Origin of the sequence: Caballeronia sp. BR00000012568055, assembly GCF_029439455.1 — a bacterium.
Classification (GTDB): Bacteria; Pseudomonadota; Gammaproteobacteria; order Burkholderiales; family Burkholderiaceae; genus Caballeronia.
Genome location: NZ_JAQFVG010000297.1, coordinates 20,418 through 33,012, shown reverse-complemented (window position 1 = coordinate 33,012; position 12,595 = coordinate 20,418). Strand labels below are relative to the sequence as shown.

The following is a 12,595-nucleotide window of genomic DNA, read 5'->3' as shown; positions in this document are numbered from 1 at the left end:
TACAAACAGCAGCGTGGATAAAACCAGCTTGGCAATGTTCACTTGTGCCTCGCTTTATCGAAGATCAAGTGATGCGCAATGCCTTCAACGCTCGATGCAGGTTTATCGCGCGTGACAGCGGGTTTGCGCTTCGGCGACGATGCGGTCTTCTTTTCGCGCGGCTTCTGCTTCGACTTCGGTTCCGCAGCGGTGTAAGGAATCTCCTGCGCCGCCACGCGCTCGAACGATCCGTCGCCGCGCTCGCCCGCGATGGTCAGCGTGCGCGACAGACCATCGTCACCGGCAAGCTGAATCGCGCGCGGCGCAACGTGGCCGATGCGCTCATCGCCAATCTTTTGCCCCGCCACGAATCCGTCGATCCCCTCGCCGCTCTGCACCAGCGCCATCGCGCGATGCCTTCCCACGAACGTGCCGACCAGCAGCAGATCGCCGCCGCGCGCGAATCCGCCTGCCGTGTCCTTGCCGAACGGATCGATGATGAACGCGTCGGTGCGCGCCGGTCCGGGCATCGGCACGGCGGGCAGCGCTTCGTACACGCGCAGCGCGGCCTCGATGCCGAGCACGCCCGCCTGCCGCCGAATCAGCGTGCGCTCCGGCACGATCAGACGCGGCAGCCCGCTCAACGCCTGCAGAAACCGCACGATGTCGGGAAACGCGCCGTCCGCGCGAAACTTAAGCGCCCGATCGGTGGCGTTCGGTTGAATCGGCTCGATTTCGGTGACGCGCAGGCCGCTTTGCGTGGCGAGTTCGGTAATGGCGCGCAGGGCATCGGCGGCGGTCCAGTGTTCCGGCTTGAGATCGTTCGCCTTGGCGCGTGCGCGTAGTTCAGGCAGTTCAACGAGCAGACGCCGCGTTTGTTCGATCTTCGTCCGCGCGCCATCGAGCGCGCTGCGGCTCGCTTCGAGATCAGTCAAACCGGACGCGCGCCACGTCTGCATGCCGACGAAAAACACCGCGAGCGCCAGCAACAACGCGCTCCACAAAGTCCGTCGCGCGGACCATTCGTCCAGCGGCGAGAGAATGGATCGCGCGGAAAGGTGCATTGTCATCGCGGTCATTTAGCGTCTCCTTTCTGACGCTGCGATGTGTATCGAACAAGCGCGGAGAATTCGTATCGATCGACATGGCGTTTCATCTCCACGATCTCCACCGACTTCACATCGCGCACACGCTCCAGACCTTTGATCCAGCGCGCCGCCGATTGCGAATCGGGCGCGAACGCCGCCAGTTCGACTTCGTCCGTCCGCTGCGATACACGTTGTAACGACACGCCACGCTGCGCAGGCGTCTGCGCGAGCGTTTCGAGCAGCGCAAGAAACCGGTCACGCGGCGCGGCAAGCGGTTGCGCCGTCTGCCGCACGCGCCGCCGCTCGGCTTCGGCACGCGTCAGCCGCGCGTGCTCCTCCGCCTGCGCGCCCGATGTTCGCAAGGACGCGTCCAGTGCCGCGCGGCGCGCATCCAGCCGCGAGCGCTCGAACGCGTCCCATCCGCCGACGGCACCCACGCCGGCGCATCCCGCGAGACCGGCCGCCGCCAGCACGATCAATCGGCGGCGACGCAACTCGCGCCTTTTCCGCGACCGATACGGCAGCAAATTGAACCCGTCGTGATTCACCGCGCCGATCATTGCAACACCTCGCGCAACGCCAGACCGAACGCGACCGCAAAGCGCGGCGAATGCTTCAAGACATCGTCGATATTTGCGGCGCCGTTGCAGAAAGGCGCGGCTTCGAACGGCAGCGTCGGGCAGTCGAAGAGCGCGGAAATGGCGAGCGTCGAAAATCCGCCGCGCTCCATCAGTTCCAGATTGCCGCCCACGTAGATGCAGTGCGGCGGTGCGGCGTCGCCCGCCAGATCGCGCAGCGCTTCGCCGATAGTTCTGAATTCCGGCGTCGGATAACGCCCTTCGTTTTCGATCTCGCCCGCGTTCACCACCCAGCCGTGCATGCCCGTGCTTTCCGCCCAGCAGACGAGATAGCGCGAATCCGCATCGAATTCGGTCGATCCGGCGTGACGCATGGCGCGCAGCGCGCTGCCCGGTTCGCCATCGATCGCGGATAGCGCGATGCCCGCCTGCGCCGCCACTTCCACCCGCGCTTCCACGAAGCGCCGCTGTGTCGCCGCGATCGACACCGTAGACAGTCCGTTACTGCGCCTTTGCACTGACCAATCGACCGCGAGCGACGCGCGCTCCATCCCGAGCGCGCGTTCGGCTTCCGCCAGCACCGCCGGTTCGAGCACGCCGGACGGATCGCCACTGGAGCCGGACATGCGCATTTTGCGTGGCTCGATCAGTTGCGTCAGCGGCACGCTCAGCGTATGCGTCGCCGAAGACGGCAGTCCCATCGCGCAACGCAGCGCGCGTCGCGTGCCGTTGACGGGCAGCCGTTCGAACGCCGTGCGCAACGCCGCAACAATCGCGGGACGATCGAGGAAATCGCCTCTGACGACCACGCCTTCGTCGAGCGGCACCGTTTCCAGACGCTCCACGCATATCGACGAATTCGCCTTCAGACGACGGCTGATGATCGCCAGCCGCACCGCGTCTTCGCTCACATCGATCCCCGCCGCGAATCGGCGCGACACCGTCAGCAGTGAACCGCGCATCGCGTTTTCTTTCTCCATCGAACACCTCATCTGTCTTCCGCGCGCCGAACCGTTCCGGCGCAAGCAGTCAGACAATTGTGGTGATTGTTCGCGTTGGCGAACATTCGTCCGAATGGCCTAGTCCGGCAGTGCGAAGATGCGGTTTTTTAAGGTGCTCAGGCGTTCGATCGCGCGTATCTTGAGGAGACGGCGAGACGCGGGAAAAACGCATTAAGGACACACAAAATCGACCCTGAGCGACGTGCGCGGCGTGAGCCGTCGCGCGGTGCGTCGAATGAAAGCGTTAAGAAATGTCCAAAACCTGGGCGGCTATAATCGCGTGACCGTTTTTTGGTGTCTCTATGCAATCCTCTTCCCCGACCAATCCACCGTCTCAACCGCCCAAGGGGCAAAAACCCAGACGCCCCTGGTGGCAACGGCTTTTGTTCGGCTTCTTCGTCAGCATTTTTGCGGTGATCGTCTGCGCGGGCCTCGTGCTCGGTTACGCGCTCGTCGTCGCCATGCCGAATCTGCCCTCGCTCGACGCCCTGACCGATTACAAGCCGAAGGTTCCGCTGCGCATCTATACCGCCGATCACGTGATGATCGGTGAGTTCGGCGAGGAGCGCCGCAGCGTCGTGCGTATCAAGGACGTGCCCGATCATCTGAAGAAGGCCGTGCTCGCCATCGAAGATGCGCGTTTCTATGACCACGGCGGCGTCGATCTGACCGGCATTCTGCGTGCCGGCACCGTGGCGCTGTCGAACGGGCACGCATCGCAGGGCGCGAGCACGATCACCATGCAGGTCGCGCGCAACTTCTTCCTGTCGAGCGAGAAGACGTACACGCGCAAGATTTACGAGATGCTGCTCGCATACAAGATCGAGCGCGCACTGACGAAAGATCAGATTCTCGAGGTCTATATGAATCAGATCTATCTCGGACAGCGTGCGTATGGTTTCGCGAGCGCGGCGCGCGTGTACTTTGGCAAGGATCTGAAAGACATCACGCTCGCGGAAGCGGCCATGCTCGCCGGTTTGCCGAAAGCGCCGTCGGCCTATAACCCGGTCGTGAATCCGAAGCGCGCGAAGGTGCGGCAGGAGTACATCCTTCAGCGCATGCGGGAACTGAACTTCATCACCGACGATGAATACGAGACGGCTATCGCGCAAAAAATTGTCGTGAAGGGACAAGGCCGTGAGTTCAGCGTGCACGCCGAATACGTCGCGGAAATGGTGCGTCAGATGATGTACGCGCAATACCGCGAGGAAGCGTACACGCGCGGTCTCAATGTCGTGACCACGATCGATTCCGCCGATCAGGACGTCGCCTACCGCGCCGTGCGAAAAGGTCTGATGGACTATGAACATCGGCATGGGTATCGCGGGCCGGAAGGTTATATCGATCTGCCGAAAGATGCCGACGATCGCGAACAGGCGATCGACGACGCGCTGGCCGAACATCCCGATAACGGCGATATCGTCGCGGCGGTGGTGACATCGGCGAGTCCTAAGGAAGTGAAGGCGAGTTTCATCGACGGAAACGTGGCGACGATCAGCGGCAACGATCTGCGTTTCGTGCAGTTCGCGCTCGGGCCCAAGGCGCAGCCGAATTCGCGGATTCGCCCCGGCGCGATCGTGCGCCTGATGAAGAACGACGACGGCGACTGGGTCATCACGCAATTGCCGCAAGTCGAAGGCGCGCTCGTTTCGATGGTGCCGCAGGATGGCGCAATCCGCGCGCTGGTCGGCGGCTTCGACTTCAACAAGAACAAGTTCAACCACGTGACGCAGGCGTGGCGTCAGCCGGGATCGAGCTTCAAGCCGTTTATTTACTCGGCGTCACTCGAGAAGGGTTTGTCGCCGGCGACCATCATCAACGACGGCCCGCTGTTCTTCTCGGCTGCCGAAACCGGCGGTCAGGCGTGGGAACCGAAGAACTACGGCGGCGGCTTCGATGGCCCGATGACCATGCGCTCCGCGCTTCAGCGCTCGAAGAACATGGTGTCGATCCGCATCCTGAGCCACATCGGCACGAAGTACGGGCAGCAATATGTGACGCGCTTCGGCTTCGACGCGGACAAGCAACCCGCCTATCTGCCGATGGCGCTCGGCGCGGGTCTGGTCACGCCGCTGCAAATGGCGGCGGGTTACTCGGTGTTCGCCAACGGCGGCTATCGCGTGAATCCGTACCTCATTGCCGATATCACCGATCCGTACGGCGCGGTGGTTTCCCATCCGCAACCGCTGATCGCGCAGCAGTCCGCGCCGCTCGCCATCACGCCGCGCAACGCGTACGTGATGAACAGCCTGCTGCAAAGCGTGGCGCAGCGCGGCACGGGCGCGAAGACCAACGAACTGAAGCGCACCGACCTCGCCGGCAAGACCGGCACCACCAACGATTCACGCGATGCCTGGTTCGCGGGCTATCAGCGCAATCTGGTCGCGGTTGCGTGGATCGGTTATGACAATCCGCGCAGTCTCGGCGATAAGGAAACCGGCGGCGGTTTGGCGTTGCCGGTGTGGATGGACTACATGCGCCGCGCGCTGCAAGGCGTGCCCGAATACAAGCCGATGCAACCGCCCGATGTGAAGACGCTCGGCGGCGAACTCTACTTCGACGATATGACGCCGGGTCACGGTTTCGTCGCGACGATCGGCGTGAGTCAGGCGCCGCCACAGGAAGGCGTGTCGGGCGTCGCCGCGCCTGCGCCGGAAGTCGGCGAACAGGAGAAGCAGGACATCATGAATCTGTTCAAAGGCCAGTAACGGCTTCTGCTTCATGAATAAAAAAGAGCGACCATTTTCATTTGGTCGCTCTTTTTTTACGCCTTGAACCTGATCGATTCGCCGGCTTGCTCGCTCGAATACTTCGACAACGTAGCGAAGAACTCGCTGTTGTCGCGTGTGTCGCGCCAGGCGCCATCGACATATTTGTAGTGGAAACCGCCTGCTTTCGCGGCCAACCAGATTTCATGTTTCGGCGGCTGCAAATTGACGATCACCTTCGTGCGATTCTCGAATTCCAGCGTCAAAACATTGCCGCTGCGCTCGAATTCGATATCGGCTTCGGCGTTGTCCACATCGCGCTCGATCGCGCTCAGAGCGGCCTCCGCCAAGCTCAGGTATTCCTGGTCTGTCATGCTAAACTCCATCGATTCAACGTTCAGGGACGGTCATGCGAGTCGTTTTCAAGTTGAGCGGAATTGTAGCGGCTTTGTGCCTTTCCGCTGCGACGCTAGTCTCGCTCGGCGGTTGTGGTCAACGTGGCCCGCTCTATCTGCCGACTGTGCCGCCCATGCCGCAGCGTCCCAGCGACCTCCAGAATACGCCGCCCGCAACCGTCGCTCCTTCGGACGAAAGCGCATCCGGCGACGTTCCCGACACCTCCGGCCAGCCGCTCTCGCTGTCGCCGGAATCGGATTTGAAATCCGCGCCGGACGCGCCCAAAGCGGCTTCTTCCGTCGAGTAATTCTCTCGCCCTTTTCTGGTTGCAAGCATGAGTGATTCCGCATTCCACTATGTCGATGGCGTGCTGTACGCCGAAGGCGTTTCCGCCGCGTCGCTTGCTGATCAATTCGGCACGCCGCTGTATGTCTATTCGCGCGATGCGCTGACGCAAGCGTATCGCGCGTACGCGGATGCGTGCGCGGGCCGCAAGGCAACCGTCCACGCCGCCGTCAAAGCGAACAGCAATCTCGCTGTGCTCAACGTGTTCGCGCGTCTGGGCGCGGGCTTCGATATCGTGTCGTCGGGCGAACTGGCGCGCGTGATCGCGGCGGGCGGAAAGCCGGAGAACACGGTGTTTTCTGGCGTTGGCAAAACGGCGGCGGAAATGCGCGAAGCGCTCGAACTCGGCGTGAAGTGCTTCAACGTCGAATCGATTCCCGAGTTGCACGCGCTGAATGAAGTCGCGCAATCGCTCGGCAAAAAGGCGCCGGTTTCGCTGCGCGTGAATCCCGATGTCGATGCGAAAACGCATCCGTATATTTCCACCGGCCTCAAGTCGAACAAGTTCGGCGTCGCTTTCAGCGATGCGCGCGCCACGTACCGTGCCGCGCACGGTATGGCGAATCTCGATGTGATCGGCATCGATTGCCATATCGGTTCGCAGATCACCGAAATCAGCCCGTATCTCGATGCCGTCGATAAGCTGCTCGAACTCGTCGAGCAGATCGAAGCGGACGGCATGCATATTCATCACGTCGATGTCGGCGGCGGTCTGGGCATCACCTACGACGACGAAACGCCGCCGGAAATCGGCAAGTTCGTGAAGACGCTGCTCGATCACATCGAAAAGCGCGGCCACGGTCATCGCGAAGTGTATTTCGAGCCGGGGCGTTCGCTGGTCGGCAATGCGGGCGTGCTTCTCACGCGTGTCGAGTATCTGAAGCCGGGCGAAGAGAAGAACTTCGCTATCGTCGATGCCGCGATGAACGACCTCGCGCGCCCCGCCATGTACGAGGCGTTTCATCGCATTGTGGCGGTCGAGAAGCGTAACGATGTCGAAGCGCATCAATACGACGTCGTCGGCCCGGTGTGCGAAAGCGGCGACTGGCTCGGACGTGATCGCGCGCTTGCCATCGAGCAAGGCGATCTGCTGGCGATTTGCTCCGCGGGCGCGTACGGCTTCGTGATGAGCTCGAACTACAACACGCGTCCGCGCGCCGCCGAAATCATGGTCGATGGCGAACGCGCGCGTGTTGTACGTCAGCGGGAAGAAGTGGCGCAGTTGTTTGCGGGTGAGTCGGTCTTGCCGGACTGAACTGCGCCTGACGCACCGAAAAAGCGATGCCCTAAAAAGCATCGCTTTTTTTACGCGCGTCGCTTTCGCAGCAGCCACGCAATCACGCGCCAGCCGAGCAGCGCGATCACGATTGCGCCGTAAATCTTCGGCAACGCGAAATCGTGCTTGCCTGCTTTCATCCACCAGAAATGCAGGATCGCGAGCACGGCAATCAGATAGATCAAACGATGCAGCGTCGCCCATTTGCGGCCGAGTTTGCGGACCATCGCTTTCGGTGAAGTGATCGCGAGCGGAATCAGCAACACGAACGCAGCGAAACCGACCGTGATAAATGGCCGCTTGCCGATGTCCTTGATCATCGCGGCGACATCGAACCATTTGTCGAACCAGATATACGTGGTGAAGTGCAGCACGGCGAAAAAGAACGCGTACAAGCCGATCATGCGTCGAAAGCGTGCGAGTGCGTTGATGCCGGTCATGCGGCGCACCGGCGTAATGGCGAGCGTGATGCACAGATAAACCAGCGTCCACAAACCCGTCGATCGCGTGATGAACTCGATCGGATTCGCGCCCAGCCGATCCGTCACGCCAAACAGCACGATACGCGCGAGCGGAAAAAGCATCGCGATAAACACGATCACTTTCACCGGTACGACCCGCGCGCTTTTGATTTCAGATGCAGACGACATCGCTCAGAAATTCTTCTTCAGGTCCATGCCCGCGTACATCGACGCGACCTGATCGCCATAACCGTTGAACATCAGCGTCTTGCGCTTCGGCGTAAAAAACCCGTCCTCGCCGATACGCCGCTCCGTCGCCTGACTCCAGCGCGGATGATCGACATTCGGGTTCACGTTCGAATAGAAGCCGTATTCGCTCGGCGCGTACGTGTTCCAACTCGTCGGCGGCTGCTTCTCGACGAAGCGGATTTTCACCAGCGACTTCGCGCTCTTGAAGCCGTATTTCCACGGCACGACCACGCGCACCGGCGCACCGTTCTGATTCGGCAGCACTTCGCCGTACAAGCCGACGGTCAGCAGCGTGAGCGGGTTCATCGCTTCGTCCATGCGCAGGCCTTCGGAATACGGCCAATCGAGAATCGGCGTGGACAAGCCGGGCATTTGCGATGGATCGGCGAGCGAGATGAATTGCACGTATTTCGCGCTGCCCGTGGGTTCCGCGCGCTTGATCAGTTCCGACAGCGAAACGCCGATCCACGGAATCACCATCGACCAGCCTTCCACGCAGCGCAGCCGATAGATGCGTTCTTCGAGCGGCGAGAGCTTGAGCAACTCGTCGAGATCGTAGACCTTCGGATTCTTGATCGCGCCCTCCACCGACACTTTCCACGGACGCGGACGCAGCGTCTTCGCGTGCTCGACGGGATCGCCCTTGTCGGTGCCGAACTCGTAGAAGTTGTTGTAGCTGGTGATGTCTTTGAGCGGCGTCGGTTTGTCGAGCGCGACGAATTTTGCGTTCGTGGTCGCAGCGAGCTTTTGCCCTTTCGCATCGGGCGATGTGAGCGTCGCGTGCGCGAGGCCGCTTGCGCTGGCGAATCCGCTTGCGGCCAGCGCGCCGATCGAACGCAGCGCGCGCCGCCGATTCTCGAACACATCGCGTGGCGTGATTTCATGACTCGCGATGTCGTCGCCGTATCGATTCCGTTTGATCCACATGTCGATTTCCCCGAAGCCTTTCTCTATTCAATACGTTGAAACAGCAGTTCGGATGCCAGTATTCCATCGCGAGGCGAAAAAAAAACCGCCAGCGCAGCGCGTGGCGGTTTTCTTCTCGAACGCGTTGCAACGTGCGCTCAAAGTTTGCCGTAACTATGCAGCCCCGACAGGAACATGTTCACGCCGAGGAAAGCGAACGTCGTCACGATCAGACCGGTCAACGCCCACCACGCCGCCGCCGCGCCACGCAGTCCCTTCATCAGACGCATGTGGAGCCACGCCGCGTAGTTCAGCCAGACGATCAGCGCCCACGTTTCCTTCGGGTCCCAGCTCCAGTAACCGCCCCACGCTTCGGCCGCCCACAGCGCGCCGAGAATCGTCGCGATGGTGAAGAACGCGAAACCGACCGCGATGGATTTGTACATCACGTCGTCGAGCACTTCGAGCGACGGCAGACGGTCGGCGAGGAAGCCTCGCTGCTTGGCGAGATACGCGACGGACACCATCGCCGATAACGCAAAGCTGCCGTAACCGATGAAGTTGGCCGGAACGTGAATCTTCATCCACCAGCTTTGCAGCGCCGGAACCAGCGGCTGAATCTGCTGCGCGTCACGCGCGATCGAATACCACATCAGGAAGCCGACGGCCGCGCTGATCACCAGCAGCACGAACGCGCCCATTTGCCGCGTCGCGTAATGCTGCTCGTAGTAGAGATAGAACAGCGACGTGATCAGGCAGAACAGCACGAACACTTCGTACAGGTTCGAGATCGGAATATGGCCGACGTCCGAGCCGATCATGTACGACTCGTACCAGCGCACCATCAGGCCGGTGAAGCCCATCAGCACCGCGACCCACGTCATGCGCGAACCGATTGCGCCGCCCGTGGCCGAGCGCGACAACAGGCCGATCCAGTAGAACAGCGTCGCGAGGATAAACAACGCGCTCATCCACAAGATTGCGGACTGGCTGGACAGGAAGTACTTGAGGAAGAAGTTCGTCTCGGCGCGCGCGAGATCGTGCTGATAAAGCTGGATGGAGAACAGCGACAACACCGCCATCGATGCAATCAGCAGCCGCGCCGGTTTCCATCGCCAGCCGAGCACGACGAAAGTCGGCACCGCGCCGATCAGCACGGCCATGTCGTACACGTCCATGTACGCGTGATAGCGATTCAGCGCGAAACCCGCGCCTGCGACCATCGCGAGGGCGAACAGCCAGTCGATCGCGCTCAGCTTGCGCCAGAACGGACGATCATCGAACGCGGCGAATTCGGGAACGCTGCCGGTCGCCGGGCGTTGCGGCTTGGCGGACGGCTGGGAGGATGTCTGTGTGAGGTCCATGATCTTACCGTGATGAAACTTCCGGGCTCGACGCCTCGGATTGCGTATGCGCGCCGGATGCACCGGGCGTGGACGATGTCTCGGCCGACTCGACCGGCGATGCTCCGAGCGCCGCCGCGATCTGCGCACGCGTGCGCACGAATTCCTTCTCGTAGTCCAGCGTTCTGCGTGCCGTGGACATCGCCATCAGGACGGTCGCGCCGCCCTGCTGCGACTCTTTGAGCCAGAACCAGAGCCGGCGTTCACGCACGTAAAACATCGAAAAGATGCCGGCGACGAGCAGAAGGCTGCCAAGATACACCAGATTTTTACCCGGTGCGCGTGTCAACTGGAATACCGAAGCTTGCACCTGCTTGAAGTTGTCCAGTTGCAGGAAGACCGGAGAACCGTACAGAAAGCTGTCAGAAAGCGCATTGATGGACGCTTGTACGAACGCCGTATTCTTTTCATCGACCTTCGCGGGCGGCTGGCCGTTCTGCTCGCGCGAAATCTGCCAGACGTCCCACATCGCGCCTTCGAGCATGCGCATCAGCAGACCGGCGGCTTTTTCCTGCTCGCCCTTCGGCACCGATTTGTCGATGAAACCCGCGACCGCCTGGAATCCGCCATTGATCTGCGGATTGGCGTCCGGCTTGCCGTCTTCGTCCGCGCCTGCGAACAGATTCAGCACGCGATTCGCGCTCTCTTCCAGATGCTTCTGCAGTTCGCCGCTTTCCTGCGGCACGGAGCGCAGCGCGAAACGATGAGCCGCTTCAGCGCGCATCGCGGGCGTTTCGAGCGCGGCGCGCAGGTCCATCCATTGTTTGACGGTACTTTGATCGTCGGCGGGAATGCGCAGATAGCGGAACGGATCGTTCGGGCTGAGGCGCATACCGGCGAGGAACATGCGCTGACCGCTGACATCGACGGGCAGCATGTAGTTGCTGTATTCGCGCGCCTGGCCGTCCGAGCCGCGCACTTTGTATTGGATCGACGGGCCGATATTGCGCAGATCGGTCGGCTTCGAGGTTTTCGCGCCGGAGCCTAAGCGTTCGTCGAACGCATCGCGCAGGGTTTCCTTCTTGCCGACGCCGCGCGCGTCCGGCGCACCGTTGCCGTCCGTCATATTTTCGACGTTGATCGCACGGAAATCGGCGAATTCGATGGTTTCGCCCTTCGAGCCGGGAATCTGCGCGGTAAGCGGCGCCGATCCGCCGATCGTGCCGCTGAACGGCACGGTTTTCGTGCTGCTGCCGGTCATGGGCCACGCGGTCATATCGAGCTTCGAGCCGCCGTCCTGAAAACTCGACTGGAAGATGGACACGCCGTCATACGTGAACGGCTTGTTCACTTCGACGCGCGCCGGAATGCGCTTGCCCGTCTTGTGATCGATCACGACGATATCGCTGGCGAACAGCTTGGGCATACCAGTCGAGTAGTAATCGACGATGAACTTGTTGAGCTGAATGGAGAACGGCAAGTCCTGAATGATCGAACCGGCCGGTTGATTCAGAATCGCGGTGCCGACGTACTGGCCTTCCGGCACCCATGCATAGCCACGGAAAGTCGGATTCGACGTCGATAGACGGTGATCCGCCGAAATGTCGTTGATGACCGCGTTACTGTTGATCGGCGTCTTGTTGAAGAGCCACATTTGCAGCTTGATCGGCAGATTGCTGTCGAGCAAACCGCCCAGACAAATCACGACGATCGCCAAATGCGCCGAGATATAGCCGATCTTCGTCAACGCGCCGCGCTTGCCCGCGATCAGCGTCGCGCCGGAATCCATCTGCCGCGTGACCGTGCGATACCCCATCTTCGCGGTCAGACGTTCGAGCGTCGCCGTAGTCTGCGCGCGATCCGCCGCGACCACGAATTCGCCCTTGTGATGGAACGCGCGCAGGCTGCCTTCGTGCACGCGATCCTTCCAGCTCTTCATGTCCGCGATCATCTTCGGGCCATTGCGAATCACGCACAACGATACCGAAATTACGAGGAAGATCAGGATCAGCATGAACCACCATGCGCTATACACGGTGTAGATGCTCAGACCACGGAAAATATCCGCCCAGAACGGGCCAAACTGATTGACGTAGTTGGGATACGGATCGTCCTGCGTAAGCACCGTACCGATGATGCTGGCAATTGCCAGCACGACCAGCAGCGCGATGGCGAAGCGCATCGAACTGACGAGTTCGACGAAATGCCGCATGGCGCGACGGCCTGACTTCGACTGCATTCCCGATGTGGTGACGCTCATTCAAA

General features: G+C 61.2%; 11 protein-coding genes. 3 read left to right on the top strand and 8 right to left on the bottom strand.

What is annotated here, in order from left to right; translation table 11 throughout:
• Nucleotides 1-38 precede the first annotated feature (38 nt).
• From P7F28_RS18230 to pilM, 3 genes are read right to left on the bottom strand one after another with little or no spacing between them, the layout of a single operon-like run.
• Complete coding sequence (locus tag P7F28_RS18230; protein ID WP_277185991.1) at nucleotides 39-1,058, bottom strand: hypothetical protein; 1,020 nt, start codon at nucleotides 1,056-1,058, stop codon at nucleotides 39-41.
• Nucleotides 1,055-1,627 (bottom strand): PilN domain-containing protein, encoded by a 573-nt coding sequence (locus P7F28_RS18225; RefSeq protein WP_277185990.1) that lies wholly within the window; start codon nucleotides 1,625-1,627, stop codon nucleotides 1,055-1,057. The genes P7F28_RS18230 and P7F28_RS18225 overlap by 4 nt, the downstream gene beginning before the upstream one ends.
• On the bottom strand, nucleotides 1,624-2,625 hold the full coding sequence (gene pilM / locus P7F28_RS18220) for a pilus assembly protein PilM (RefSeq protein ID WP_277185989.1): 1,002 nt from the start codon (nucleotides 2,623-2,625) through the stop codon (nucleotides 1,624-1,626). Before pilM ends, P7F28_RS18225 begins: the two co-directional genes overlap by 4 nt.
• 323 nt (nucleotides 2,626-2,948) lie before the next feature.
• Here pilM and P7F28_RS18215 point away from each other — a divergent pair, with 323 nt between their 5' ends.
• Nucleotides 2,949-5,354 (top strand): penicillin-binding protein 1A, encoded by a 2,406-nt coding sequence (locus P7F28_RS18215; protein WP_277185988.1) that lies wholly within the window; start codon nucleotides 2,949-2,951, stop codon nucleotides 5,352-5,354.
• Nucleotides 5,355-5,410: 56 nt separating this feature from the next.
• On the opposite strand, the gene cyaY is transcribed toward P7F28_RS18215, so the two are convergent.
• Nucleotides 5,411-5,728, bottom strand: a complete 318-nt coding sequence (gene cyaY / locus P7F28_RS18210; protein WP_277185987.1) for an iron donor protein CyaY — start codon at nucleotides 5,726-5,728, stop codon at nucleotides 5,411-5,413.
• Between the two features lie 35 nt (nucleotides 5,729-5,763).
• Between cyaY and P7F28_RS18205 the strand changes: the two genes are divergently transcribed.
• Both P7F28_RS18205 and lysA read left to right on the top strand, forming a co-directional pair.
• Nucleotides 5,764-6,057 carry a lipoprotein gene (locus P7F28_RS18205; RefSeq protein ID WP_277185986.1) on the top strand — a complete coding sequence of 98 codons (294 nt, stop codon included), beginning with the start codon at nucleotides 5,764-5,766 and terminating at the stop codon, nucleotides 6,055-6,057.
• A gap of 27 nt (nucleotides 6,058-6,084) precedes the next feature.
• Nucleotides 6,085-7,350, top strand: coding sequence for a diaminopimelate decarboxylase (gene lysA / locus P7F28_RS18200; RefSeq protein WP_277185985.1), 1,266 nt, complete (start codon nucleotides 6,085-6,087; stop codon nucleotides 7,348-7,350).
• Nucleotides 7,351-7,400: 50 nt separating this feature from the next.
• On the opposite strand, the gene msrQ is transcribed toward lysA, so the two are convergent.
• The 4 genes from msrQ to P7F28_RS18180 all read right to left on the bottom strand — a co-directional run bounded on the left by msrQ (nucleotide 7,401) and on the right by P7F28_RS18180 (nucleotide 12,590).
• Nucleotides 7,401-8,021 (bottom strand): protein-methionine-sulfoxide reductase heme-binding subunit MsrQ, encoded by a 621-nt coding sequence (msrQ, locus tag P7F28_RS18195; protein ID WP_277185984.1) that lies wholly within the window; start codon nucleotides 8,019-8,021, stop codon nucleotides 7,401-7,403.
• A 3-nt stretch (nucleotides 8,022-8,024) separates the two neighbouring features.
• A complete protein-coding gene (msrP, locus tag P7F28_RS18190) occupies nucleotides 8,025-9,008 on the bottom strand; it encodes a protein-methionine-sulfoxide reductase catalytic subunit MsrP (protein WP_277185983.1) in 984 nt (327 codons plus the stop codon).
• 137 nt (nucleotides 9,009-9,145) lie between these two features.
• On the bottom strand, nucleotides 9,146-10,351 hold the full coding sequence (gene ccsB, locus P7F28_RS18185; RefSeq protein ID WP_277185982.1) for a c-type cytochrome biogenesis protein CcsB: 1,206 nt from the start codon (nucleotides 10,349-10,351) through the stop codon (nucleotides 9,146-9,148).
• 4 nt (nucleotides 10,352-10,355) lie between these two features.
• A complete protein-coding gene (locus P7F28_RS18180; RefSeq protein ID WP_277185981.1) occupies nucleotides 10,356-12,590 on the bottom strand; it encodes a cytochrome c biogenesis protein ResB in 2,235 nt (744 codons plus the stop codon).
• Nucleotides 12,591-12,595: the final 5 nt, after the last annotated feature.